Here is a 24,218-nt window from a genome sequence, read left to right as displayed (position 1 = left end):
GTAGCCGCGCACTCGATCGACCCGATCAATCCGCGCTCCGGATGCGCTGACCGAAAGAGTCATTGAGCGAACTTCATCTTTGCCGCCTTCCGCACGCCAGTCTCGAGATGTTTTGCGATCTCGTCCGAAGTGCGGCTGACCGCCAGCTTCACAGCTTCATCGATATGAACATAGTCCTGCGTCACACTTTGCGACGCGTGGCCTAGCATCGCGCGGATCGTGAGCTCGGAGAAGCCGAGTTCGCCAGCCATGCTCCCGAAGGTGTGGCGCAGCGTATGCGGCGTTACACCCTCGATGCCGGCCGAGCGGCACAGGCGAGCCAGGCAGTCGCTGACGGCGGTAAAAGGGCCTTCGCCATTCGACGCGGGAAAGACGTAGGGGCAGCCGGCAATTTCGGGCTGTGCGACAACGATCTTGACCGCCTCGGGTCCGATCGCCCGATATTGCGCGTCGCTCTTCGTGTCGGGGAACGCGACGTAACCGCAGATGGGGTTGACCCACTGCCGCTGCAGTGCCTGCGCCTCTTCCCGCCGATAGCCGGTCAGAAGGAGAGTCCTGACAATTGCGAGCGCAACGGGGTTCTCGGAACTCAGTTCGGCCCGGCCGATCGCCCGACCGAGCAGCTCGATCTCGGCGATGCTGAGACGCCGGGTCTTTTTCTTGGTTGCGAGCTTCTTCGCGCCCTTCGTGGGGTGTTCGGCAATCAGTCCCTTATGCTTTGCATGGCCGAGAATGGCCTGAAGGGTGCCGAGGCTCCTCCCGGCGACGCCGGCACCGCCCGTCGGGCGGCCGCCGCGCCCGCCCGAAGGAGGCTTTCGGGTTTGACCGGTGGCGATGTCATTTTGCATGGCCTCGACGTCGGCGATCGTCAGCTTCCGCACGAGGCGTTTACCCGTCAGCGGGATGATATGCGTCCGGATGCGGCTCTCATCCATGTTGAGCGAGGTGTCCTTGATCGGGCGGTTCTTCCGTCCAAGAATGCGGCCGGCCCGCGCTTCGACGAGATACCATTCGCACATCTCGGCGACATTGAGATCCTTCCGTACCCGGCGCGACTCCTCTGCGGGATCTTCGCCAGAGGCGACCTTGCCCAACTGGATCTTTGCCAACTCGCGGGCTTGCTCGACCGTCATCACGCCGAAGCGCCCGATCTTCACTCGCCGAACCCGGCCTTCCTCATTCATATACTGGATGACGAAGGTTTTCGTCCCGGTTGCGCCGACACGGACACCGAAACCTTTGATCTCGGTATCCCAAAGAAATGCCTGGCCTGTCGCTGGTGCAGCCAGCGCATCGACCGTCCGCTTATTGAGCTTTGCAAGCGCCACAAGTTCCTCCATCATATTACGCGAGGGTGGCAGATTCGAAAAGTAATAAGGACGTAATAGAAAATCACCGCTTCGCAGGGTAGGTCGAGGATAGAATATCGTAGGCTGAAGTCAACAAAAGCTTGGTTTTTCGTACCTTGGCGTAGAAAAAGAAGCTCTGGGGTATTTGCAGTAATTTCTTGCCAAGGTTGGGGTCGAGGGTTCGAATCCCTTCGCCCGCTCCAGTTTTCCGAAATCGACGAACGATCGCTGGCCTTACGGCGTGCGCAGCAGCGCCACCGTCCCGTGGCCGCCGTCGGCGCAGACGCTGACGATCGCCCATGACCCGGACGGCAGCGCCGACAGTTCCTTGACCGCCTGGCTGAGGTCGCGCGCGCCGGTTGCGGCGAAGGGGTGGCCGATCGCGACCGAGCCGCCGTTCGGGTTGACGCGGTCCCACGGGAAGGGGCCGAAGTCGAAATCGACGCCCGCGCGGTCCTTCGTCCAGCCGGGCTTTTCGAGCGCGGCGACGTTGGCGAGCACCTGTGCCGCGAAGGCCTCGTGGATTTCCCACAAGGCGACGTCCTCGTAGCGCAGGCCGTGCCGCGCGAGCAGGCGCGGGATCGCGAAGCTCGGCGCCATCAGCAGCCCGTCGACATGATGATCGACCGCGGCGATCTCCTGATCGACCAGCTCGGCGAAGGGCGTTCCGGCGGGCAGGCGCGACAGCCCCGCCTCGGTCGCGACCCACAGCGCGGCGGCGCCGTCGGTGATCGGCGAACTGTTGCCAGCGGTCAAAGATCCCTTCCCCGATTTGTCGAAGGCGGGGGGCAGCGCGGCAAGTTTTTCGGCCGAGGTGTCGGCGCGCGTATTGGCGTCGCGCGCGAGTTCGGGGAGCGGAAGGACGAGATCGTCGAAGAAGCCGCGCTCCCATCCGGCGACCGCGCGCTGGTGGCTCTTCAGCGCCCAATCGTCCTGCGCCGCGCGCGTGATGCCCCACTCCTGCGCGGTTTCCTCCATATGGTCGCCCATCGTGCGGCCGGTGATGCGGTTCGCCCAGCCCTTGACGGGCAAGGTCAGATCGTCGGCGGTCAGCGCCTGCAAGGCGGCGATCGCGGCGGGCGGGTCGGTGCGGAACAGCTTGGTGATCCGCTTCGATACGTCGAGCTTGAGGCCGATGGGCGGATTGCTCATCACCTCGGCGCCGCCGACAAGCGCAAGGTCGGCGCTGCCGCCGAGCATTCCGGCTGCGGCGAAGGCCGCGACCATGCTCGTCGAGCAGGCGAGGACGGCGGAGAAGGCGGGGACGGTCGGGTCCAGCTTCGCGTCGAGCCACACTTCACGGCCGATATTGCTCCACCCGAGGCTGGGGATCACCGTACCCCAGACGAACAGGTCGGGACGCGCGATATCGGCCATCGCCTTGGCGAGCGGGACCGACAGGCTGATCGCGTCATGGTCGGCGAGCGCGCCGCCGCCGCGTCCGAAGGGGGTGCGAAGGCCGGAGGCGACGAAGATTTTCTGGGCGTAGCGCTGCATGGTGACAAACTCCCGATGCGGATCGCGGGGCGGCGGAAGTGCCGCGCGCATCGTTTATATTGGGAAACCAATGTCGCCGGACAAGGCGCGGTCCGGGCGGATTGCCTATGCCCGCAGAAACAAATTCTGTGTCCCCGTGACGGCGGGGACACAGGGCAATGTCAGCTCCGGTTCCACCGCCCGCCGAGCGCGCGGAACAGATCGACCTGCGCGTCGGCGATCCGCGCGTCGGCAAGCGCCAGCGAGGCTTCGGCTTCGGCAAAGGTGCGTTCGGCATCGAGCGCGACGAGCCCGTCGATCGCCCCCTCGCGCTGCTGCGCGCGGGTGATTTTCACTGCGGTCTCGGCCTGGTCGCGCGCCGCCTGCAACGCGGTGCGCCGGTCGAGCTGGTGCGCATAGGAGGAGAGCGCGGTTTCGGTCTCCTCGAGCGCGCGGAGCACGGTGCCGTCGAAAGTCGCGAGCGAGACCTGCGTATCGGCCTCGGCCCCAGCGATGCGCGCGCGCGCGCCTTCCTGATTGAGGAAGTTCCAGTTGATCAGCGGGCCGAGCAGCCAGCGCAGCGGCCCGCCGCCGAACAGGTCGCCCAGCCCCGAGCTGGTCTGGCCGACCGACGCGCCGAGCGTGACCTTCGGATAAAGGTCCGATGTCGCGACCCCGATGCGCGCGGTCGAGGCGGCGAGGCGGCGCTCGGCCGCCGCCACGTCCGGGCGGCGCGCCAGCAGCGCGGCGCCGTCGCCGACCGGGATCGGTTGGTCGAGGCGCAGCGTCGTCGTCCGCGCCGCCGCGATCTGCGGCAGTTCGGCGGGCGCACGGCCGGTCAGCGTCGCGAGACGGAACAGCGCGGCGTCGCGCTCGGCGGCGATCGCCGGGATGTCGGCGCGGCGCTGGTCGCGAAGCGCGGCGATGCGCGCGGTATCGAGCTTCGTCGTCAGGCCGACCTCGGCGCGGCGCGCGGTCAGCGCGACCGATTTGTCGAGCAAGGCGACGATCCGCTCGGCGACCCCCAGCCGCTCGGCCGCCGAGGCGGCATCGGCATAGGCGCGCGCGGTTTCGGCGGCGACGGTGACGCGCACCGCGTCGGCGTCGGCCTCGGCGGCAGCGACATCGCCGCGCGCCGCCTCGATCCCGCGCGACACGCGGCCGAACAGATCGACCTCATAGCCGACAGTCAGCCCGGCATCGACCTGCCAGCCGGTGCGGTCGGCGCCCGCGGGCACCTGACCCTCGCTGACGCGGCCGTAGGTCGCACCGGCGCTGAGGCTGGTCGAGGGCAGGCGGTCGCCGCGGACTTCGCGCAAAGACGCGCGCGCCTTGGCGATGCGGGCGACCGCGACGCGGACATCGGTGTTCGCCGCGAGCGCGTCCGCGACCAGCCCGTCGAGCACCGGATCCTTGTACAGCCGCCACCATTCGGCATCGGCGGCAGCGGTACTGGTGACCCCGGCCTTGGTCGAGAGGAAGGGGCCGGACGCCGTCACAGGGGGAGTGGGCGCGACGAAGTCCGGCCCGACCGCGCACGCCGAAAGCGTCAGCGCGGAAACGGTGATGAGAAGCGAACGAAGAAGCATTGGAGGTCTCCTGAAACTCTGCCTTCAAAAGAAAGCGGTGTGCTCCCGCGAAGGCGGGAGCCCATCTCGGGCCGGTGCTATTTTGAACCGATCGGTGATGGGTCCCCGCCTTCGCGGGGACACACGGATATTGGCCATGACCCTATCTATTCCGCCGGCTGCAGCGCGGGCTCGGCAGCACCGCCGCGGCCGCGCAGGGCTGCGATACGGTCGCCGAGCGCGCGGCAGACGACATAGAAGGTGGGGGTGAAGAGCAGGCCGAACGCCGTCACGCCGATCATCCCGAAGAAGACCGCGGTGCCGAGCGCCTGGCGCAGTTCCGCGCCCGCGCCGCTGGCGATGAGGAGCGGCACGGCGCCGAGGATGAAGGCAAAGCTGGTCATCAGGATCGGACGCAGGCGGTCGCGCGCGGCGCGCACCGCGGCTTCGACCGGCGACAGCCCGTCCTGTTCCTCGGCTTGGCGTGCGAATTCGACGATCAGGATCGCATTCTTCGCCGCGAGCGCGATGAGGACGACGAGCCCGATCTGCGTCAGGACATTATTGTCCATGCCGCGCAGATTGACGCCGACCATCGCCGCGAACAGGCACATCGGCACGATCAGGATGATCGACAGCGGCAAGGTCAGGCTCTCGTACTGCGCCGCCAGCACCAGGAAGACGAACACGACCGCCAGCGCGAAGACGAGCGCCGCCGTGCTGCCCGCCGCCTTCTGCTGATAGGCGATGCCGGTCCATTCGGTGCCGTAACCCGCAGGAAGCGTTTCGGCCGCGACCTTTTCCATCGTCGTCAGCGATGCGCCCGAGCTGTAACCCGGCGCGGTGTCGCCATCGACCTCGACCGCGGGGTAGAGGTTGTAGCGGACGACGCGGTACGGGCCGGTCTTGTCCTTGAAGGTCGCGACCGACCCGATCGGCACCATCTCGCCGGTGTTCGAGCGCGTCTGGAGGTTGGCGATGTCGGCGACCGACTGGCGGAAGGGCGCATCGGCCTGTGCGGTCACGCGATAGGTGCGGCCGAGCAGGTTGAAGTCGTTGACGAACGCCGATCCCAGATAGACCTGCAACGTCTCGAACACGCGCTCGGGGGGCACGCCGAGCAGGTTCGCCTTTGCCCGGTCGATGTCGGCATAGACGCGTGGGCTGCCGGTGTCGAAGAAGGTGAAGACCTGCGCCAGACCCGGCGTCTGGTTCGCCTTGCCGATCAGCTTGCCCGATTCCTCGGCCAGCTTCTGGTATCCGTGACCGCCGCGGTCCTGCACCATCATCCGGTAGCCGCCCGCCGAGCCGATACCCTGAATGAGCGGCGGCGGGATCACGATCACGCGCGCTTCGGTGATGTCGGCGACGTCGGCGCGCGCTTCGTTCATGATCTCGTCGAAGCTGACGCCGAGCTTCCCCCGTTCCTCGAAGCTCTTGAGCGGAAAGTATGCCGCGGCGGCGTTCGGGGCGAGCGTCTGCGACGGCCCGTCGAAGCCCGCGAGCATCACCGAACCGAGAATGCCTTTATTGGGCAGGATTCGTTCGGCGACCTTGCGCAGCGCCGCATCGGTGCGTTCGACCGAGGCGCCGGGGGGCAGCTGGACAACCGCGAGGAAATAGCCCTGATCCTGCGCCGGGATGAAGCCCGTCGGCGTTGCCCAGAAGAGGCCCGCCGTGGCGGCGATCAGCCCGCCATAGGTGATCATCATCCGCTTCGGACGCCGGACGAGGCGATCGGTGAGCGACGCATAGGCCGTGCTCATCTTCTCGAACGCCGCGTTGAAGGCGTCACCGGCGCGCTGTAGCAGCTCGCGGATGCGCGAGGGTTTGGCGGGCGCGGCGTGCGGCTTCAGCAGGATCGCGGCGAGCGCGGGCGACAGCGTCAGCGAGACGATCAGCGAGATGATCGTCGCGGTCGAGATCGTCACCGCGAACTGCTGGTAGAAGGCGCCCGACAGCCCGGTCAGGAACAATGTCGGCACAAAGACCGCGCAGAGCACGAGGACGATCGCGACGAGCGCGCCCGACACCTCGTCCATCGAGGTTTGCGCGGCCTTCAGCGATGACAGCCCGCGTTCGAGGTTGCGTTCGACATTCTCGACCACGACGATCGCGTCGTCGACGACGATGCCGATCGCGAGCACGAGCCCGAAGAGCGAGAGGTTGTTGAGGCTGTAGCCGAACGCCGCGAGTACCGTGAAGGTGCCGACGAGCGATACGGGAATGGCGACGATCGGGATCACCGCGGCGCGCCATTTCTGGAGGAAGACCAGGATCACGATGACGACGAGCACCATCGCTTCGAGCAGCGTGTCCTTCACCGCGTCGATCGACTGCTCGATGAACTTGGTGGGATTATAGATGACGCGATATTCGAGGCCCTTGGGGAAGGTCTTCGACGCGGCCTCCATCTCGGTCTCGATCGCCTTCGCGGCTTCGAGCGCGTTCGACCCCGGGCGCTGGAACGCTGCGAGGATCACGGTCGGGTCGCCCGACAGATAGGTGTTGCTGTTATAGTCCGACGCGCCGAGCTCGACGCGCGCGACGTCGGCGACGCGCACCTGCCGCCCGTCGGCGTCGGTGCGGATCACGACATCGGCGAACTGCTGCGGGTCGGCGAGGCGGCCTTGCGTCTCGACATTGAGCTGATAGGCGTTGCCGCTCGCATAGGGAGGCTGGCCGAGCGAGCCCGCCGCGACCTGCACATTTTGCGCGCGCAGCGCCGCTACGATTTCGCCCGCGGTCAGGTTGAGCGCCGCGGCGCGCGTCGGGTCGATCCACACGCGCATCGCATAGTCGCGCGCGCCGAACAGGCGGACGTCACCGACCCCGTCGATGCGGCTCAGCCGGTCCTTGAGCTGGGTCAGCGCATAGTTGGACAGGTACGAGCGATCGAGCGACTTGTCGGGCGAGACGAGGTTCACGACCATCAGGAAGTCGGGCGAGGTCTTGCGCGTCACGACGCCGAGACGCTGCACCTCTTCGGGCAGGCGCGGTACCGCGATCGCGACGCGGTTCTGCACCAGCACCTGCGCGGCGTCGAGGTCGGTGCCGATCTTGAAGGTCACGGTGATCGTCACCGTCCCGTCGCCGGTCGACTGGCTCGACTGGTAGAGCATGTTGTCGACGCCGTTGATTTCCTGCTCGATCGGCGTCGCCACCGTCTCGGCGACGGTCTCGGCTGACGCGCCGGGGTAGTTGGCGGTGACCGTGACCGTCGGCGGGACGATGTCGGGATATTGCGAGACGGGCAGCGACCAATAGGCGATCGCGCCGACGAGGGTGATGATCACCGCGATGACCGCGGCAAAGATCGGGCGCATGATGAAAAAGCGCGAAAGACGCATGACGGGCTCCCCGGACTGGAGGATCGAATTTCCAATTATCCCCCTCCCGCTTGCGGGAGGGGCAGCGAGCCCCGGACTTGCTCCGGGGCGCAGCGGGGAGGGCATCGGACGGGCAGACCCTCCCCAAACCCCTCCCGGAAGGGAGGGGCCTTCAGGCTCAGCGCGCGAAGGTCGCTTCGCCGACCAGCGCGGTGCTCGGCGGCGCGGCGGTCGCGGCAACCGGCGCGATCTTGCCGACGCGCGTCTGGACCTTGGTCCCGGGCTGCGCGAGCTGCGTCCCGACGATCACGACGCGGTCGGTCGGCGTGACGCCGCCGCGCACGACGCGCAGGCCGTCGACGACGGGGCCGAGCTTGACCTCGCGTGCCGCGACCTGACCGTCCTTGCCGACCACCAGCAGCGTCTTGCGCGCCTGATCGGTCTGGATCGCCGCGTCGGGGACGAGCAGCGCGCGTTCTTTGGCGCCGCTCGACAGGCGCATGTTGCCGAACATGCCGGGCGACAGGAACAGGTCGGGATTCGCGATCACGGCGCGGCCGCGGATCGTGCCCGAACGCGGGTCGATGCCATTGTCGGTGAAGTCGAGCTTGCCGGTGCGGCTGTAAGTCGCCTCGTCCTGCAGCTTGACCTGCACCTCTGTCCCGGTGGCGCCCTCTTCCTCGGCGCGCTTCGCTTTCAGGAACAGGCCTTCGGAGCCGTTGAAGCTGAAATAGATCGGGTCGAGCGCATTGATCGTCGTCAGCAGGCTGCCAGCACTGCCTTCGCCCGCGGCGACGAGGTTGCCCGCATCGACGCGGCGGTCCGAGATGCGGCCGTTGATCGGTGCGCGGACCTGCGTGAACTCTATGTCGAGCGCGCGCGAGCGGACCCGCGCTTCGGCGGCCGCGAGGCTCGCCGAGGCGGCGCGCACCCGGGCGTTCAGCTGGTCGAGATCGCTCTGCGACACCGCCTCATCGGCGACCAGCCGGTTGGCGCGGGCGAGATTGGTCTGCGCCAGCGCCAAGTCGCTGCGCGCGCTCGCCGCTTCGGCGCGCGCTTCGGCGAGCGCGGCGGCGAAGGGGCGCGGATCGATCGTGAAGAGCAGCTGGCCCTTGCGGACGATCTGGCCGTCGGTGAAGTGGACGCCGGTGAGCTGGCCCGAGACGCGCGGGCGTACCTCGACCGAATTCACCGCCTCGAAGCGGCCGACATAATCGTCCCACTCGTTGATGTCGCGCACCAGCGGCGCGGCGACGGTGACGACCGGAACCGGCGGCGCGGCATTCGCCGGCGCCTCGCGATGGGTCAGACCCCAGCCGGCGGCGACAAGCAGGATAGCGGGCAGGCCATATTTCAGGCCGCGGCTGCGCCAGCGATGCCTGGCGGCGTCATTCGGGGCGGGGACGAGGGCGGCTTCTGCCGTCTCCTCGCCCTTTATGGGGGAGAGCATGTTCATGGGATTACTTTCGGAAAAGGCGGGCGACGTGCACTTCGGCGACGCGCTTGCCGAGCAGTTCATAATGATCGGCGTTGAAACCCGCGGCGAAGAAGGCCTGGATTTCCCGCTTCGGTACCGAATAGCTGTGGTGCCAGGTCAGCACCGCCATGCGGCGCAGCGCCTCGAGCTTCGGGTCGGCGAGGCGGCGGTTGAAGCTCTCGCCGAAGATATGGCCCAGGAATTTCTGGAAGCGCCCGGGTTCGCGCAGGCTCGAAGGCCGGTCGTGACGCGCGAGCATCACGACCGACCACTCGAGCGCCGAAAAGCCGGCGGGAATATCGGCTTTCGGCGCCGCGGGGGACAGCGCGGGGGCGGAAGGGGTGGGGTTTGCGGCGGCGATGGCGGCGGCGAACCCGTCATTCAGTGCAAGATAGGCCATGGGTCGATCCTCCTGGAGATGAAGGTTTTATCGGGGGTGCCGGGCGCAAGGGGGCGCGAACCCCGGGGACACTTGCGCCCGGCGAGGGGAGATTCTGGACAAGGGAAGCCGCGTGCCGCCCTGCGGGCGTCAGCGCGAAATTCCGGAAAAAATTAGGGTTGGGCTAGCGGACTAGTCCCGGGTGCAGTCGCAGTTGCTCATCGGCGTTTCCCTTCGCGTCTGGCGGCGGGGCAGGAGCGCCCTGACCATCTGTACTAAGCGGTATATAAACCCGCCGTTCATCTTGTCAAGGAGTTTTGTACCGATCGGTATCGAAAAATTTCGGGCCGGCGATGTTTTTCTTTCGCCGGCCGACCTGCCCTATTTGCTCGGCCACAGCGCCAGGCTGGTGTCGACCAGCCGCTCGAGTTCGGCGCGCGTCGCCCCGGCCCCCGCCTGCACCGTGATTCCCTGCAGGATCGCGTAGAGAAAGCTCGTCAGCCCCTCGGCGTCGATGTGCGCGGGCAGGTCGCCTTCGCGCTTCGCCTGTTCGAACCGCTCGACCAGCGCCCGCTGCGACGAAGCCCGGCGGCGGATCACATCGGCCTTGATCGACTCGGCCTCGGGGCTGCACGCGAGCGAACTCATCAAGCCCATGCAGCCGTGCGGCTCGCCTTCGGCGGCGTGCACGTCGACCCCGCCGCGCAGATAATATTCCGCGACCTTGCGCGCCGTCGGCTGCTGGAGCGCGGCGCGCGTATATTCGAGCTTTTCCGCCTCATAGAGGTCCAGCGCCTTGTGAAACAAGGCTTCCTTGTTCCCGAAGGCGGCATAGAGGCTGGGCTTGGTGATGCCCATCGCCTCGGTAAGGTCGGTCATCGACGCGCCGTCATAGCCCTTCGCCCAGAAGACGTGCAGGGCTTCTGCCAACGCCTTGTCGACGCAGAACTCACGCGGACGTCCCTTGACGGGGGGGGCAATTGTGCTTTCCATAACGGGCGGTATATAATGACGGACGCGAGAATGTCTAGGGGCTGACCCCGGGGGAGCGGTCCGCGCTCCTTTCGATGACGTTCAGGGCTTGGCTGCCGTCTTCGCTTTCTTCGCGCCAGGCTTGGGGGTTTTCGGCTTGTAGCGGCAGAGATCCTCGACAGGGCAGCGCCAGCATTCGGGGGTGCGCGCCTTGCAGATGTAGCGGCCGTGGAGGATCAGCCAGTGGTGCGCGCCGACCCGGAACGGCTGCGGCGTGTCCTTGTCGAGTTTCCTTTCGACCGCAAGCACCGTCTTGCCGGGCGCAAGGCCCGTGCGGTTGCCGACGCGGAAGATATGCGTGTCGACCGCGAAGGTCTCGGCTCCGAAGGCGCAGTTCATCACGACATTGGCGGTCTTGCGCCCGACGCCGGGCAGTTCGACGAGCGTGTCGCGGTCGGCGGGCACCTCCCCGCCAAAATCACGGACGAGAATTTCGCTGAGCGCGATGACATTCTTCGCCTTGGCGTTGAACAGCCCGATCGTCTTGATGTGCTGCTTGAGCCCCTCCTCGCCGAGGGCGAGCATCTGCTCGGGCGTCTTCACCTCCTCGAACAGCCGCCGCGTCGCCTTGTTCACCCCGACATCGGTCGCCTGCGCCGAAAGCACCACCGCGACGAGCAGCTGGTAGATATTGCCGAATTCCAGCTCGGTCTCCGGGCTGGGGTTCAGCTCGGCGAGGCGGCGGTAGAATTCGAAGATATCGGCCTTTTTGATAGCCCCGCGCTCCCGCCCCAACTACCCCGAATGGGCTATTTGACTCGCCCATAGCGAAGATACAAGGTCCGTTCACTCCGAAGGCGAGTCGTCAGATCGATTGCTTCGGGTGAGTTCGTCGTCGGGGTACGCCGGACAAGGGGGTCCGGGGATCCTCACCCGGCCTGGAGGGCAGATCAATGACCGGAAAATGGAAAGCGGCCGTGCTGGCCGCGCTGCTGTCGTGCGCCGCGACGGCGCCTGTCGCAGCGCAGGATTTCCCGCTCGTCTCGGGCGATTTTACCGAGGTCTCGATGATCAAGATCGCCGACGGCGGCGAGATGGACTATGCCAATTATCTGGCGGACAAATGGAGGAAATCGCAGGAATTCGCCAAGTCGAAGGGCTGGATCACCGGCTACGCCGTCTATTCCAATTTCAATTCGCGGCCGGGCGAAGCCGATCTGTTGCTGGCCGTATCCTTTCCGAGCCTGCCCGATGCGGCCGAAGAGGAAAAGCGCGACGCGGCGTACCGCGCCTATATGCAGCGCAGCGATGCGCAACTCGTCGCCGAATCGGGGGATCGCGCGAAATATCGCACGGTGCTGGGCAGCTACCTGATCCGCGAGCTCAAGTTCAGGAAATGATCGCGCGGACGGCGGGCCGGGTCGCCCGCCGCCCCCGCCGCGCCCCACCGCCTTCTTAGCGACGCCTCATTTGTCCGCGGGCGGATGCGCCGCCTTCCACTCCATCGCCGCGCGCACGCGCCGTTCGACCGAAGGGTGCGAATAGAAGACGAACTCCTCGACCGCGTTCGGGCGCGGGCTGCGATATTCGGCGGTCTTGACCAGCGCGCTGGCGAGCGCGTCGGGCAGGTTCACCGTCTGCAGCGAATAGGCGTCGGCCGCGCTCTCGTCGGTGCGCGACAGCGTGTTCAGCACCGGCTGCGCGAGGAAGGCGAAGAGCGAGAGGAGGAACATCAGCACCGGGAAACCGCGCGGATCGCCGATCCCCGCATCGCTGCCGAAGGCACGCGCGACGCGCGGAAAGAGCCGGTCGGCGAGGAAGAAGAGCAGCACCGCGAGCAACGAAAAGACGATCACGATGATCCACACGTGACCGAGGACATAGTGGCCGATTTCGTGCCCCGTCACCGCCTTCACCTCGTCGAGCGAGGCGCCCTTCAGCGCCACGTCCGAAATCGCGATGCGCGCCGAATGGCCGAGCCCCGAGACATTGGCGGTGAAATTGTTCGACTGGCGCGAGCCGTCGAACATGTAGATGCGGTCGGGGTCGATCCCCGCCTCCTTCGCCTGGACGACGAGCGCATCGCGCACCGGCCCCGCGGGCACCGGCTTGTAATCGTTGAACAGCGGTTCGATCACGACCGGTGCGAGCAGCAGGATCAGCGAAATCGCGGCGGCGGCGAGCCCGCCCGACCAGATCCACCAGCGCTTCCCCGCGCGCCGGATCAGCGCATAGATGCCGAGGAAGAAGAGCGCGCCGAGCAGAACCCCGATGACCAAGCTGATGGCGCCCTGCCCCAGATAATCGCCGAGCGGCTGGCTGGTGCGGCCATAGGCGGTTTCGCGCCACCAGCCGGTGTAGAGCTCCCACGGCAGCGTGACGATCGCCGAAAGCAGCAGGAAGGCGGCACAGACAAGGAAGGTGCGGAGCGCAAAACCGCGCTTGCCCAGCTTTGCGTCGATCCGGTCGAGGATGCGCAAGCGCACGAAAAGATATGTGACCAGCCCCGCGACGACAACGCCCCAGAAACTCAGCCATTCGCTGCCATGGGTATAATCGGCGGCCTTGGCGAGCGCCTCGGGACCGAGCGCGTCGATATAGGCCTTGGTCGCGGCGGCGGGATCGAAACTCATGGCGGTCCTCCAGCTGTGTTGTTTCTATAGAACACAGGGAGAGGCAGCGCGCAAGCGGGGTTCAGAGACCCAGCACCTGCGGCATCGTGTAGCGGCCGGGCTTCTGGTGGACCAGCCAAAGCGCCGCGCGCACGGCGCCGCGCGCGAAGATCATCCGGTTCTCGGCGCGGTGCGCAAGGGTGATCATCTCCTCGGGCCCCGCGAAGATCACGTCATGGTCGCCCGCGACGGTCCCGCCGCGCAACGACGCGAAGCCGATCTTGCCGTGCCCGCGCGCGCCGGTCAGGCCGTCGCGGCCGCGTTCGGAGCAGGTCGCGAGACTGATCCCGCGCCCCTCGGCAGCCGCCTGGCCGAGGAGCAGCGCGGTGCCGCTCGGCGCATCGACTTTCTTGCGGTGGTGCATTTCGACGATCTCGATATCCCAGTCGGCATCGAGCCGCGCCGCCGCCTCGCGCACCAGATGCGCGAGCAGGGTGACGCCGAGCGAGGTGTTGCCGGTCTGGAGCACCGCAATGTCGTGCGCGGCGTCGTCGATCAGATAATGGTGGCGCTCCTCGAGCCCGGTCGTGCCGATCACGATCGGCTTTTTCGCGGCGACGCAGGCATCGAGCGTCGCTTCCAGCGCGGCGGGTGAGGAGAAATCGACGAGCACGTCGCTGTCGGAGGCGAGGCGAACGATGTTGCCGCCCTTGTCGACGCCGCAGCTGCGCTGTCCGGCCTCCGAGATCGCGGCGGCGAGCGCGACGCCCATCCGCCCTTCGCTGCCGATAATGCCGATGCTGGTCATGATACATCCCCTCGATTTCACTCCCCTTAGCCGCTCGCATCGAGCGAAGTCGAGATGTCCCGAAGGCCGGCGCGATGTCGACGGGTATCTCGACTTCGCCCGACCCGAACGGTTAGAGAGACAGCATGTCTCCGATCCAGAATATCGTCATCCTGACCGGCGCCGGCGTCTCGGCCGAAAGCGGCATCGACACCTTCCGCGACGCGGGCGGGCTGTGGGAACAGCATCGCGTCGAGGATGTCGCGACGCCCGAGGCATTCGAACGCGACCCCGATCTCGTTTTCCGCTTCTATGACATGCGGCGCAAAGCGATCCAGACGAAGCAGCCGAACGCCGCGCACCGGGCGCTCGCGCGGCTCGACGCAAAGTGGCCCGGCGAGTTGACGATCGTCACGCAGAATGTCGACGATTTGCACGAGCGTGCCGGGGCGAGACGGCTTATCCATATGCACGGCGAGCATCTGACCGCCTGGTGCACCGGCTGCGACGCGCATGTGCCGTGGACCGGCCCGTTGATCGACCGGCCTGCCTGCCCGGCGTGCGGCGTGCGCGGCCACCTGCGCCCCGACATCGTCTGGTTCGGCGAGATGCCGTACCGGATGGACGAGATTTACCATGCCATCAATCGCGCCGACCTGTTCGTGTCGATCGGCACCTCGGGCGCGGTCTATCCCGCGGCGGGGTTCGTGCGCGAGGCGCGCGCGATGGGGTCGCTGACGCTCGAGCTCAATATGGAGCCGAGCCAGGGCAGCCATTGGTTCGACGAGGCGCGCCACGGCCCGGCGACCGAGCTGGTTCCGCAGTGGGTCGAGCAGGTGCTGGAAGGTTGAACGGACTCGGCTCGATACGGCGCCGACCGGTTGCGACCGGAGGTTGCCGTTTGGTTCCTCCCCGTGGCGAAGCCATGGGGAGGTGGCAGTGCGAAGCGCTGACGGAGGGGCAATTGGCGCGAGGTCGCGCCCCTCCACCATCGCCTGCGGCGACGGTCCCCCTCCCCATCGCTTCGCGACAGGGAGGATCGCTCCATCATCGTCACCCCGGACTTGATCCGGGGCCTGCCTTGTCTTTTTATCCGAGGCCGGAAGAGGAAAGGCGGGTCCCGGGTCAAGCCCGGGATGACGAATAGCGGAAGGGCGGCTCCCCACCCCAAATCCGCCACCGTCGTCAAAACAAGGCCTTTCCTACATTATCCCGCTGTGCCAGCCTTCCTCCGGCTGTTCCATCTGGCGGATAAAGCGGTCCCGGTTCGGCTTGCAGGCGCGGCTGGCGCGATGTGTCCGGCCACCCCCCATCTCCAGAACCGAGGACGCCATAGGCTGAACTTTCCTGAACTTTGAAAATCCAGCTCGCGATCACCAACGAAAGCGTGGCCGCTTCCCGGCCTCGGCAGACAGCGCCGGACTCACCGCCGCGCGGCGAAAAAGTCCTTCAGCAGCGTTGCCGCCTCGCCCGCGCCGATCCCGTCGTAAATCTCGGGCCTATGGTGGATCGTCGGCTGGGCGAAGGTGCGCGGGCCGTGGGCCACCGCCCCGCCCTTCGGGTCGTCGGCGCCATAATAGAGGCGCGCGATTCGCGCGTGCGCGATCGCCCCGGCGCACATCGCGCAGGGCTCGAGCGTGACATAAAGGTCGCAACCGTCGAGGCGCTCGTTGCCGATTTTCGCCGCCGCGGCGCGAATCGCGACGATTTCGGCGTGCGCGGTCGGATCGTGCGATTCGCGGGGGCGGTTATGGCCCTCGGCGATGATGCGGCCATCCTTGACGATCACCGCGCCGACGGGCACTTCGCCCCAGTCTGCGGCAATCTGCGCCAGGTCGAGCGCGCGGCGCATCGGTTGGGGAAGGGGAAATCGAGCCATTCGTCCCCGCTAATCGCTTGACGAATCTCCGGCAAGCCGATAAGCGCGCGCCTTTCCCGGCCCATCCGGTCCTTTCGGAGCCTTTCGGCCCGCCCCGGACGCCGCCCATTGATTCGAGGAAGAAGACGATGTCGCGCATTTGCGAACTGACCGGCAAGGGCCGCCAGATTGGCCACAATGTCAGCCACGCCAACAACAAGACCAAGCGCACCTTCCTGCCCAACCTGCAGAATGTGACGCTGCTGTCGGACGCGCTCGGCAAGGGTGTGAAGCTGCGCGTGTCGACCCACGGCCTGCGCTCGGTCGAGCACAATGGCGGTCTCGACAACTGGCTGCTGAAGGCCGGTGACGAGCAGCTTTCGGCGAACGCCCGCAAGCTGAAGAAGGAAGTCGCGAAGAAGCTGGCCGAAAAGGCCGCCTGACCTTCCGGGTCTTTCGAATTGCAGGAGGCCGCCGGTTTACCGCGCGGCCTTTTTGCTGTCCGGCGCGCGAACCGGCAGGCCGACGAGTTCGAACTGGACGAGCAGGCTTCGCTGCCAGCGATTGAAATTGTTGTCCGATACGAGCCAGAGAAAGATGCGGGCGCCATCGGTCGTTACCGCCGCGCCTTCGTAATTGTCCGCGAGCGCCCCCGGCACGCGCCCGATCGTCCGTGATCGCAGGACGGCACCGGGGCGGATGTCGGCGGGATCGACGATCGCGACGGTCGTCGTGAACACCGGATCGAAACCCACCCGCCGATGCACGAGCAGAATGCGCCCGTCGGGGAGCGTCGTCGCGTCGCTGACCGCACCCTTGCCTTCCGCGTCGTAATAGAAACGCTGCGCGCGCGTCCCCGGGACCGAAGGATCGCCCTCGAACAGCAGCGCCTCGCACCCGCGCGGGTCGTCGTCGGCATTTTCGGAGAAGATGACGATCCGCCCGTCGGGCAAGCGTGCCATCGCCTCCGGCCCGCTATTCTTGGGCCAGTGCGGCCGCGGAAGCGCCGCGCGCGATTCGATCCGGCCAAGCGTCGAATCGAGGCGCCAGACCTCGTTCACAAATTCGAGCGCGACCCGGCTTTGGTCCGTCGCCGGGTCGAAGAGCAGCGCCTCGACGTCGCTTTTCGACTTCTTCCCGACATTGCCGCCGGGCACCGGGATCTTGCCGATCCGCGCGTCCGCGACGCGGTCGCCGGGCAGCACCGCGAAGCGCGCCCAATAGCCATTGTCGGCGATGAGCTGGAACCGGTCCGGCCCCGTCACGGCAAGCGATGAAAAGCCGCCGAACATCGCGTTGGAGCTGCTGAGCCGCCAGCCGCGAACAAACCGCAACGCGCCGGCCCGGCCCGCCGGATGGCCGAGTGCGTGGACCGCGATGTCTTGCGGCGCGGTGTCGACGACGGGCCGCACCTGCCGCGTGCCAAGGACAGGGCCGATGGCGACGAATATCAGGGCGGCAAGGAACAGGCGGCGCATCGGCGCGGCGATAGGGCCGAACGACGGAAAAGCGCAAGGGGAAGGCAATGAAAGCTGAACCTTAGCCAACAGCGGCGTTCAGGCTTCGCTCAAAGCGAATCGGGCAGAACAGCGTCATCGACCCACCCACTGCCCGACACGGGCTGACACAAGATGAAGGAGAATGACGATGAAAAAGATGGTGACCCTCTCCCTCGCCGCCCTGATGTCGACCGCGACGCTGGGCATGGCGGCACCGGCGGCAGCGCAGCCGGGCTATTACAATGGCGGCTACGACGCCTATTCGGCGAGCTATGATCGCGACCATCGTCGCTATGATCGCTACGACCGCCGTGGCGACCGCTATGACCGCCGCGATTATCGTAACGATCGCCGCTATTATCAGGGCAGCCGCCGTAACTATCGCCAGTGCGACAATGGCACCGGCGGAACCGTGATCGGTGCGATCGCGGGCGGCCTCGCCGGCCACGAGATCGCAGGCCGCGGCGACAAGACCGTCGGCACGATCATCGGCGGGGCCGTAGGCGCGATCGCCGGCCGCGCGATCGACAAGGGTAATGACGGCTGCCGCTAAGCAGACCCGAACCCCAATAAAGTCTCTTCCCTCCCTTTGCCCCGTCCGGCTGCCGCCGGGCGGGGTTTTGCTGCGTGCAGGGGGCGGGGTTGCCAACGGGGCTGGCGCCGCCTAGTTTGACGTCAAGTGCACGTTCGCGGCTTCGCGCGGACGCGTGATTGAGACAGGTCAACATAGCCATGCGGCAAATGGCAGCGCCATCAGGGCGATCGCCGCGGCCCGGTCCGCCGGCGAAGCGAATTCAAAAAGGGGATTCTCCGTCCCGTCCGGTGCCGGTTGTCCGGCCCCGCAGCTATGCCGCCATCGATCTCGGGACCAACAATTGCCGGCTGCTGATCGCGCGTCCGCAGGACGGCGAACTTGTCGTGATCGACGCTTTTTCGCGGATCGTGCGCTTGGGCGAAGGGTTGCACGCGACCGGACGGATCAGCGACGCGGCGATGGACCGCACCGTCGCCGCGCTCGCGATCTGCGCCGACAAGCTCCGCCGCCGCCACGTCACCCTGTCGCGTGCGGTCGCGACCGAAGCGTGCCGACGCGCCTCGAACGGCGCCGAACTCGCCGCCCGCGTCAAGCGGGAGACGGGGATTGCGCTGGACATCATCTCCGCTGCCGAGGAAGCGCGACTCGCCGTGCTCGGGTGCCACAATCTCATGGAGCCGGGCGACGGACCCGCGCTGATCTTCGACATCGGCGGCGGCTCGACCGAATTGATGCACGTCGACGTGTCCGACCAGGACGTCAAGATTCACGACTGGATCAGCGTGCCCTGGGGCGTCGTCTCGCTGACCGAGCATGCGGCGCCGGGCGAAGACAGCCTGCCCGCGCGGCAGGCGAGCTATGCGCGGATGCGCGAAGTCACGCAGAGCGCCTTCGCCGCCTTCGCCGACCGCGCGACACGCTTCACCGGCCAGCCGCTCCGTCTGCTCGGCACCAGCGGCACGGTGACGACGCTGGCCAGCGTGTTCCTCAACCTGCCGCGCTACGACCGCCGCGCGGTCGACGGGCTCGCGGTCCCCGCCGATGCGATGCGCGACATCAGCCGCCGCCTCGCCGAAGCGAGCCTCGACGACCGCGCCGACATCGCGTGCATCGGGCGCGAGCGCGCCGATCTGGTCGTCGCGGGCTGCGCGATCCTCGAAAGCATCATCGACCTGTGGCCCGCCGCGCGTGTCGGGGTCGCCGACCGCGGTATCCGCGAGGGCATCCTGCGCACGCTGGCGATGCAGGGCCGCGACGTGCCCGTGACCCGGCGCGAGCATCGCAAATGAGCAAGGGCGCGGGGGGAGGCGGCCGCTCGGGCGGCCGTGGCGGCTTGCGCGAGCGGGTGAAGACCGCACGGCGGCGCACCGCGTCGTCGACGCGCTGGCTGCAGCGGCAACTCAACGACCCCTATGTCCGGCGTGCGCAGGCCGAAGGCTATCGTTCGCGCGCCGCGTACAAGCTGATCGAACTCGACGAGAAATTCGGCTTGCTCAAGAAAGCGCGCGCAGTCGTCGATCTGGGGATCACCCCCGGCGGCTGGTCGCAGGTCGTGCGTAAGGCGAACACGCGCGCGCGCGTCGCCGGAATCGACCTGCTTCCGTGCGAGCCGATCGAAGGTGTCGAGATCCTCGAGATGGATTTCATGGACGACGCCGCGCCTGATGCGCTGATCGAGGCGCTGGGCAGCGCGCCCGACCTGGTCATTTCGGACATGGCGGCGAACACCGTCGGCCATCCGCAGACCGACCATTTGCGGACCATCGCGCTCGCAGAGACCGCCGCCGACTTTGCGGTCCGGAATCTCCAGCCGGGCGGCGCCTTCGTTGCCAAGGTCTTCGCCGGCGGCGCCGACCGCGAGCTGCTGACCGTCCTCAAACGCAACTTCGCGACGGTGAAGCACGCGAAGCCGCCCGCGAGCCGCAAGGGATCGCCCGAACTCTACGTCATCGCGCAGGGGTTCAAGGGACGAAGCACGGATACCGGAGAGGATGGTTGAGGTTCATCGGCGATATAGGTCACAACAGATAATATTGGGTCGTACTGGGGAGACATGGGAATGAACGGGTCAAGGCGGTCGGTCGCGAGCGCGGTGCTCGCGGCGCTGATGCTCTCGGCGTGCGGCGGGGGTGGAGGCGGCAGCGGAAGCAGCGGTCCGGTCACTGTGACGCCGACGCCGAGCCCGACTCCCGCCCCCACCGCAAGTTGCGGCCTGCCCGCGCGGCAGGCGTTCGCCAAGGCGGTGATCGACGAATGGTATCTGTTCCCCGGCGATGTCGCGAGCAGCGCGAATCCGGCGGGCTATTCCGACGTCCAATCCTATATCGACGCTCTGGTCGCGCCGGCGCGCGCGCTCGGCAAGGACCGCTATTTCACCTACATTACCTCAATCGCCGAGGAGAATGCCTTCTACAACAGCGGGTCGAGCGCTGGTTTCGGGGTACGGCTGAGCTACGATTCATCGCTCCAGCGCGTCACGATCCTCGAGGCCTATGAGGGCGCGCCCGCCTTTGCCGCCGGTATCGACCGCGGCACGCAGATCGTCGGGATCGGAACGGCGACGTCGAATATCCGGACGATCGCCGCGATCGTCGCGAGCGAAGGCACCGCGGGCATCACCAACGCGCTGGGGCCGAGCGATCCCGGCGTCACCCGCGTGCTGCGGATCGTCGACGCTGGCGGGGGCACGCGCGAGGTGTCGGTCACCAAGGCCGACTATGACATCGACCCGGTGTCCGACCGCTATGGCGCCAAGGTGATCAGCGAAAACGGCCGCAACTACGGCTATATCAACCTGCGCACCTTCATCCGCTCGGCCGACCCCCAGCTCGAAAGCGCGTTCCTGAATTTCCGCAACCAGGGGATCACCGATGTGGTGATCGATTTCCGCTATAATGGCGGCGGGCTGGTCAGCACGGCGGAGCTGATGGGCGACCTGCTCGGACGAAATCGCACGGCGTCGGAGCTGTTTTCGCAGACGCTTTTCCGTCCGTCGAAATCGGCCGAGGACGACCGGCATTTCTTCGATGCCAGGCCACAATCGATCGCGCCGACGCGTATCGCCTTTATCGGCACCGGCTCGACCGCCTCGGCATCGGAACTCGTGATCAACGGGATGCTGCCTTATCTCGGCACCAACATGACGCTCGTCGGCAGTAACACCTATGGCAAGCCCGTCGGCCAGATCGCGCTCGACAAAGCCGAATGCGACGATCGCATCCGCGTCATCGCCTTCGCGACAGGCAATGCGACCGGGCAGAGCGATTATTATGGCGGGCTCGCGCCCAAGATATCGAACAGCTGCGCGGCGGCGGACGACCCGTCCTTCCCGCTCGGTGATCCGCGCGAAGCCTCGGTGCGCGCCGCGATCGACTTTCTCGCGGGCAACGCCTGCACCGCGCGTATCGCCGAGGCGTCGGCGGGCGCGCTCGCGCGCGGCGGGAGGGCACTGGCGGCCGAGCCCGAAATGCTGATCGCGCAAACCCCGCGTGCGGCCCAGCGCGAGTTGCCGGGGCTTTTCTGACCGAAAACGCGCGGCGTCTTTCAGTTTCGCGTTGCCGCGCTCGCGTCGCGGACCGCCTTGAATTCGCTACCCGCTTTCCAGCCGGGCCATTTACCCGAACGCGCAAGTTCGTCGCCGATCCGGTAGAAAACCGAAATATCCTCGATCGCACCGTCGAGGTTCCAACCGGCGTCCCATGCGTCGCAGGCTTGATGATAGCATTTGCCGGTATAGTCATCGACCCACTTCTGGCCCGCGTCCTTCCCGCCGCTTACCAGGTCAGAGGCGCCCGCGATGCCCATCATCAACAAGACGGGGACGCCGCGTTTCGCCATGCTGAAATGGTCGGCGCGGTAGAAGAGGCCGCGTTCGGGGAGGCTCTCGACGCTCACCGTTCGGCCCTGCTTCGCGGCGAGGCGCGCGAGATCGTCCTCCAGCGTGCCCTGGCCCTTGCCGACGAGGATGACGTCCTTCGCACGGCCCGCGGTCTGAAGGATGTCGAGGCCCAGATTGGCGACGGTCGTCTCGGGCGGATATAGCGGGCTCTGCGCATAGGCTTCCGAACCCAGCAGGCCGCGCTCCTCGGCGGTCCAGAAGGCGAAGAGGATGGTGCGGTCGGGCGGCGGCGCGGCCTTGAAATTGCGCGCGATCTCGAACAGCCCCGCCACGCCGAGCGCGTCGTCGTTGGCCCCCGCGCGATAGATGCGGCCCTGCTCGTCGGGCTTGCCCTCGCCATAGGCATCCCAGTGCGCGCCATACATCACGACTTCGTTCGGCCGCTTCGTGCCGGGGATTTTCGCCAGGACGTTCTGGCTTTGCACGACTTCATGCTTCACCGGCACCTCGGCATAGAAGCGGGTACCGAGATCGACGGGCCTGAAATTCTTGCGCCGCGCGGCGGTGCGGAGCTTCTCGAGATCCTGTCCGGCGTCGGCAAAAAGCTTCGTCGCAGTCTCGCCCGAAATCCAGCCTTGCAAGGCGAGGCTCGTCCGCTGCTCGGGCGGGACGACGAGGCCATAGTTTTCGCCGCCGCCGCTTTTGACGACGTTCCAGCCATAGCCGACGCCGTCGCTGTCGTGGACGATCAGAGCGGCGATCGCGCCGCGCCGCGCCGCTTCCTCGAATTTGTATGTCCAGCGGCCGTAATAGGTCATCGTCCGGCCGCCGAACTTGCCGGCGCTGTCCTCGCCCTTTGCGGCGACGAAGTCGGGGTCATTGATCAGGAAGACCGCGACCTTGCCCTTGAGGTCGGCGCCCTTGAAATCGTCCCAGCCGCGTTCGGGCGCGGTGACGCCATAGCCGACAAAAACCAACGGCGCATTTGCGACGGCCGCAACGTCGGCCGACTGGAGTGTCGAGACATAGATATCGGTGCCCTGCACGAGCGGGGTTGTCGCGCCCCCGCGCGCGAAGGCGAGTTTCGAAGGCTCGCCGAGCGCGGTGTGGAGGAGGGGGACAGGCTGCGTCCAGCCGCCGTTGGTCCCTGCAGGTTCAAGCCCGAGCGCCTGCAACCGGCCGATCAGATAGCCGATCGTGCGTTCCTCCCCAACCGTGCCGGGCGCGCGGCCCTGAAACTGGTCGGAGGCGAGGGTGCGGACGGTTTCGGTCAGATTCGCGGCGCTGATTTCCTGCGCGCCAGCGGGGGAGGCAACGAGGAGAGCGGCGAGGCAGACGGCAGGGAGTCGGGTCATCCAGGGCTTTCGGTCGATATGTGTGCCCGCGAAGGCGAGGTTCCATCTCCCTCCCGATCATAATGGTGCCGACCGGAGATGGCCCCGCCTTCGCGGGCGAACACGAACATCTATGGATTGTGCAGCCTAGCCAGCGCGGCCGCATTTGTGAACCGCCGTGCTGGCACAGGAGCGCGACTCTGGCGCCATGGCCGCTGCGACCGCGATCAGGGCGCAGTCGACGCCAGCAGATTGTCGCGCAGGTTGGCAATCGCCTTTTGCACTCTGACGAAATCGTCGCCGAGTCCTGTTGCCTCGATCAGCTTGTCGCCGATACATTCATCCTGCAGGTCGCGGCCCTTCGCTGTCAGGCGGATGCGGACCTGCCGCTCGTCGGCGGGATCGCGGCGGCGTTCGACGAAGCCCGTCTGTTCGAGCTTCTTGAGGATCGGGGTCAGCGTGTTCGATTCGAGGAACAGTTTTTCGCCAAGGCTCCCGACCGTCTGATCGTCCTGCTCCCACAATGCGACAAGTGCCACATACTGTGTGTAGGTGAGCCCGAGCGGTTCGAGCACCGGCCGGTAGGCGCGCCCGAAGGCGAGGTTCGCCGAATAGACCGCGAAACAGAGATAGTCGCTGAGCGGAGGGGATTTGGCGGTCGCGGGCGTGGTCATCATGGTCCTCTCCAAGGCTGTTCGGTCGGACACGATAAGATCGCAAGACCCGCTTGCCAACCGGGCGGCGCTGGGGGAGGGGACGGCGCCGCCCGGCAAGCCGGGGTCAGACGAGGGCGGGTTCCGCCAGCGTCAGTTCGATGTCGATGTTGCCGGCAACCGCCCTCGAATAGGGGCAGATCGCGTGCGCGGCCTCGATCAGTTCCTGCGCGACGGGGCGGTCGATGCCCGGAACCTGCACGGCGAGGCGGGCGCGAAGGACGAAGCCGCCGTCCTTGTGAAGCAGGTCGATCGTCGTGTCGATCTCCGGCGTCACCGGCAGTGCGACCTTCTTCTGCTGGGCGGCGAGGCCGAGCGCGCCGAGGAAGCAGGCCGACCAGGCGGCTGCGAAGAGATTTTCGGCGGCAGGGTGCGGCTCGGGAAGCTGGATGTCGAGCACGCCGTTGGTGCTGCGCGCATAGCCTTCGGCGCCGCCTTTGACGTGGGTGGTGCCGGTGAAGAGAGTCTTGTCAGCCATTTTAGAACACCTTT

General features: G+C 66.8%; 22 protein-coding genes. 7 read left to right on the top strand and 15 right to left on the bottom strand.

Annotated features, from left to right (window positions below; translation table 11 throughout):
* Positions 1-59: 59 nt before the first annotated feature.
* The 8 genes from ATE64_RS15840 to nth form a co-directional block, all read right to left on the bottom strand.
* Positions 60-1,328, bottom strand: coding sequence for a site-specific integrase (locus tag ATE64_RS15840; RefSeq protein ID WP_156416560.1), 1,269 nt, complete (start codon positions 1,326-1,328; stop codon positions 60-62).
* 255 nt (positions 1,329-1,583) lie between these two features.
* On the bottom strand, positions 1,584-2,846 hold the full coding sequence (locus ATE64_RS15835) for an acetyl-CoA C-acyltransferase (protein WP_058455237.1): 1,263 nt from the start codon (positions 2,844-2,846) through the stop codon (positions 1,584-1,586).
* Positions 2,847-3,007: 161 nt separating this feature from the next.
* The gene (locus ATE64_RS15830; RefSeq protein WP_058455236.1) at positions 3,008-4,414 is read right to left on the bottom strand and encodes an efflux transporter outer membrane subunit; all 1,407 of its coding nucleotides are present in this window, start codon (positions 4,412-4,414) and stop codon (positions 3,008-3,010) included.
* 146 nt (positions 4,415-4,560) lie between these two features.
* Positions 4,561-7,743, bottom strand: a complete 3,183-nt coding sequence (locus tag ATE64_RS15825; protein WP_058455235.1) for a multidrug efflux RND transporter permease subunit — start codon at positions 7,741-7,743, stop codon at positions 4,561-4,563.
* Between the two features lie 157 nt (positions 7,744-7,900).
* Entirely contained in the window at positions 7,901-9,178 is a 1,278-nt protein-coding gene (locus ATE64_RS15820; protein ID WP_058455234.1) for an efflux RND transporter periplasmic adaptor subunit, read from the bottom strand.
* Positions 9,179-9,182: 4 nt separating this feature from the next.
* Positions 9,183-9,599: a hypothetical protein gene (locus tag ATE64_RS15815; protein ID WP_082657783.1), complete on the bottom strand. Its 417-nt coding sequence runs from the start codon at positions 9,597-9,599 to the stop codon at positions 9,183-9,185.
* Between the two features lie 360 nt (positions 9,600-9,959).
* A complete protein-coding gene (locus tag ATE64_RS15810) occupies positions 9,960-10,571 on the bottom strand; it encodes a TetR/AcrR family transcriptional regulator (RefSeq protein WP_058455233.1) in 612 nt (203 codons plus the stop codon).
* 81 nt (positions 10,572-10,652) lie between these two features.
* On the bottom strand, positions 10,653-11,324 hold the full coding sequence (gene nth, locus ATE64_RS15805; protein WP_058455323.1) for an endonuclease III: 672 nt from the start codon (positions 11,322-11,324) through the stop codon (positions 10,653-10,655).
* A 179-nt stretch (positions 11,325-11,503) separates the two neighbouring features.
* Here nth and ATE64_RS15800 point away from each other — a divergent pair, with 179 nt between their 5' ends.
* Positions 11,504-11,950, top strand: coding sequence for a hypothetical protein (locus ATE64_RS15800; protein ID WP_058455232.1), 447 nt, complete (start codon positions 11,504-11,506; stop codon positions 11,948-11,950).
* A gap of 66 nt (positions 11,951-12,016) precedes the next feature.
* Here ATE64_RS15800 and ATE64_RS15795 read toward each other — a convergent pair whose 3' ends face one another.
* Together ATE64_RS15795 and dapB are read right to left on the bottom strand one after the other, a co-directional pair.
* On the bottom strand, positions 12,017-13,183 hold the full coding sequence (locus ATE64_RS15795; RefSeq protein WP_058455231.1) for a M48 family metallopeptidase: 1,167 nt from the start codon (positions 13,181-13,183) through the stop codon (positions 12,017-12,019).
* Between the two features lie 61 nt (positions 13,184-13,244).
* Positions 13,245-13,970, bottom strand: coding sequence for a 4-hydroxy-tetrahydrodipicolinate reductase (gene dapB / locus ATE64_RS15790; RefSeq protein ID WP_058455230.1), 726 nt, complete (start codon positions 13,968-13,970; stop codon positions 13,245-13,247).
* A gap of 125 nt (positions 13,971-14,095) precedes the next feature.
* On the opposite strand from dapB, the gene ATE64_RS15785 reads away from it, so the two are divergent.
* Positions 14,096-14,800 carry an NAD-dependent deacylase gene (locus ATE64_RS15785; RefSeq protein WP_058455229.1) on the top strand — a complete coding sequence of 235 codons (705 nt, stop codon included), beginning with the start codon at positions 14,096-14,098 and terminating at the stop codon, positions 14,798-14,800.
* Positions 14,801-15,372: 572 nt separating this feature from the next.
* Here ATE64_RS15785 and tadA read toward each other — a convergent pair.
* Positions 15,373-15,828, bottom strand: a complete 456-nt coding sequence (tadA, locus tag ATE64_RS15780; RefSeq protein ID WP_058455228.1) for a tRNA adenosine(34) deaminase TadA — start codon at positions 15,826-15,828, stop codon at positions 15,373-15,375.
* A 128-nt stretch (positions 15,829-15,956) separates the two neighbouring features.
* Here tadA and rpmB point away from each other — a divergent pair, with 128 nt between their 5' ends.
* Positions 15,957-16,250, top strand: coding sequence for a 50S ribosomal protein L28 (gene rpmB / locus ATE64_RS15775; RefSeq protein WP_058455227.1), 294 nt, complete (start codon positions 15,957-15,959; stop codon positions 16,248-16,250).
* Between the two features lie 36 nt (positions 16,251-16,286).
* On the opposite strand, the gene ATE64_RS15770 is transcribed toward rpmB, so the two are convergent.
* The gene (locus tag ATE64_RS15770; protein WP_058455226.1) at positions 16,287-17,285 is read right to left on the bottom strand and encodes an esterase-like activity of phytase family protein; all 999 of its coding nucleotides are present in this window, start codon (positions 17,283-17,285) and stop codon (positions 16,287-16,289) included.
* A 169-nt stretch (positions 17,286-17,454) separates the two neighbouring features.
* On the opposite strand from ATE64_RS15770, the gene ATE64_RS15765 reads away from it, so the two are divergent.
* From ATE64_RS15765 to ATE64_RS15750, 4 genes are all read left to right on the top strand, one after another.
* The gene (locus ATE64_RS15765) at positions 17,455-17,859 is read left to right on the top strand and encodes a glycine zipper 2TM domain-containing protein (protein WP_197410161.1); all 405 of its coding nucleotides are present in this window, start codon (positions 17,455-17,457) and stop codon (positions 17,857-17,859) included.
* A gap of 179 nt (positions 17,860-18,038) precedes the next feature.
* Positions 18,039-19,130 (top strand): Ppx/GppA phosphatase family protein, encoded by a 1,092-nt coding sequence (locus tag ATE64_RS15760; protein ID WP_058455224.1) that lies wholly within the window; start codon positions 18,039-18,041, stop codon positions 19,128-19,130.
* The gene (locus tag ATE64_RS15755; protein WP_058455223.1) at positions 19,127-19,840 is read left to right on the top strand and encodes an RlmE family RNA methyltransferase; all 714 of its coding nucleotides are present in this window, start codon (positions 19,127-19,129) and stop codon (positions 19,838-19,840) included. Before ATE64_RS15760 ends, ATE64_RS15755 begins: the two co-directional genes overlap by 4 nt.
* Positions 19,841-19,900: 60 nt before the next feature.
* A complete protein-coding gene (locus tag ATE64_RS15750) occupies positions 19,901-21,364 on the top strand; it encodes a S41 family peptidase (RefSeq protein WP_058455222.1) in 1,464 nt (487 codons plus the stop codon).
* Between the two features lie 20 nt (positions 21,365-21,384).
* Here ATE64_RS15750 and ATE64_RS15745 read toward each other — a convergent pair whose 3' ends face one another.
* The 3 genes from ATE64_RS15745 to ATE64_RS15735 form a co-directional block, all read right to left on the bottom strand.
* Positions 21,385-23,034, bottom strand: coding sequence for a M20/M25/M40 family metallo-hydrolase (locus ATE64_RS15745; RefSeq protein WP_058455221.1), 1,650 nt, complete (start codon positions 23,032-23,034; stop codon positions 21,385-21,387).
* A 206-nt stretch (positions 23,035-23,240) separates the two neighbouring features.
* Positions 23,241-23,690: a MarR family transcriptional regulator gene (locus ATE64_RS15740; RefSeq protein ID WP_058455220.1), complete on the bottom strand. Its 450-nt coding sequence runs from the start codon at positions 23,688-23,690 to the stop codon at positions 23,241-23,243.
* Between the two features lie 103 nt (positions 23,691-23,793).
* Complete coding sequence (locus ATE64_RS15735; protein ID WP_058455219.1) at positions 23,794-24,204, bottom strand: Ohr family peroxiredoxin; 411 nt, start codon at positions 24,202-24,204, stop codon at positions 23,794-23,796.
* Positions 24,205-24,218: the final 14 nt, after the last annotated feature.

The organism is Sphingopyxis sp. H073, from assembly GCF_001468395.1.
Classification (GTDB): domain Bacteria; phylum Pseudomonadota; class Alphaproteobacteria; order Sphingomonadales; family Sphingomonadaceae; genus Sphingopyxis.
The sequence above is the reverse complement of the archived record's forward strand: the minus strand, read 5'-3'. Positions and strand labels throughout refer to the sequence as shown.

What these genes read in the sequence shown, in the direction of transcription:
- ATE64_RS15835 (WP_058455237.1), bottom strand. Translation starts at nt 2,846, where the DNA reads ATGCAGCGCTACGCCCAGAAAATCTTCGTCGCCTCCGGCCTTCGCACC.
- ATE64_RS15830 (WP_058455236.1), bottom strand. Translation starts at nt 4,414, where the DNA reads ATGCTTCTTCGTTCGCTTCTCATCACCGTTTCCGCGCTGACGCTTTCG.
- ATE64_RS15825 (WP_058455235.1), bottom strand. Translation starts at nt 7,743, where the DNA reads ATGCGTCTTTCGCGCTTTTTCATCATGCGCCCGATCTTTGCCGCGGTC.
- ATE64_RS15820 (WP_058455234.1), bottom strand. Translation starts at nt 9,178, where the DNA reads ATGAACATGCTCTCCCCCATAAAGGGCGAGGAGACGGCAGAAGCCGCC.
- ATE64_RS15815 (WP_082657783.1), bottom strand. Translation starts at nt 9,599, where the DNA reads ATGGCCTATCTTGCACTGAATGACGGGTTCGCCGCCGCCATCGCCGCC.
- ATE64_RS15810 (WP_058455233.1), bottom strand. Translation starts at nt 10,571, where the DNA reads ATGGAAAGCACAATTGCCCCCCCCGTCAAGGGACGTCCGCGTGAGTTC.
- ATE64_RS15800 (WP_058455232.1), top strand. Translation starts at nt 11,504, where the DNA reads ATGACCGGAAAATGGAAAGCGGCCGTGCTGGCCGCGCTGCTGTCGTGC.
- ATE64_RS15795 (WP_058455231.1), bottom strand. Translation starts at nt 13,183, where the DNA reads ATGAGTTTCGATCCCGCCGCCGCGACCAAGGCCTATATCGACGCGCTC.
- dapB (WP_058455230.1), bottom strand. Translation starts at nt 13,970, where the DNA reads ATGACCAGCATCGGCATTATCGGCAGCGAAGGGCGGATGGGCGTCGCG.
- ATE64_RS15785 (WP_058455229.1), top strand. Translation starts at nt 14,096, where the DNA reads ATGTCTCCGATCCAGAATATCGTCATCCTGACCGGCGCCGGCGTCTCG.
- tadA (WP_058455228.1), bottom strand. Translation starts at nt 15,828, where the DNA reads ATGGCTCGATTTCCCCTTCCCCAACCGATGCGCCGCGCGCTCGACCTG.
- rpmB (WP_058455227.1), top strand. Translation starts at nt 15,957, where the DNA reads ATGTCGCGCATTTGCGAACTGACCGGCAAGGGCCGCCAGATTGGCCAC.
- ATE64_RS15770 (WP_058455226.1), bottom strand. Translation starts at nt 17,285, where the DNA reads ATGCGCCGCCTGTTCCTTGCCGCCCTGATATTCGTCGCCATCGGCCCT.
- ATE64_RS15765 (WP_197410161.1), top strand. Translation starts at nt 17,455, where the DNA reads ATGAAAAAGATGGTGACCCTCTCCCTCGCCGCCCTGATGTCGACCGCG.
- ATE64_RS15760 (WP_058455224.1), top strand. Translation starts at nt 18,039, where the DNA reads ATGCGGCAAATGGCAGCGCCATCAGGGCGATCGCCGCGGCCCGGTCCG.
- ATE64_RS15755 (WP_058455223.1), top strand. Translation starts at nt 19,127, where the DNA reads ATGAGCAAGGGCGCGGGGGGAGGCGGCCGCTCGGGCGGCCGTGGCGGC.
- ATE64_RS15750 (WP_058455222.1), top strand. Translation starts at nt 19,901, where the DNA reads ATGAACGGGTCAAGGCGGTCGGTCGCGAGCGCGGTGCTCGCGGCGCTG.
- ATE64_RS15745 (WP_058455221.1), bottom strand. Translation starts at nt 23,034, where the DNA reads ATGACCCGACTCCCTGCCGTCTGCCTCGCCGCTCTCCTCGTTGCCTCC.
- ATE64_RS15740 (WP_058455220.1), bottom strand. Translation starts at nt 23,690, where the DNA reads ATGATGACCACGCCCGCGACCGCCAAATCCCCTCCGCTCAGCGACTAT.
- ATE64_RS15735 (WP_058455219.1), bottom strand. Translation starts at nt 24,204, where the DNA reads ATGGCTGACAAGACTCTCTTCACCGGCACCACCCACGTCAAAGGCGGC.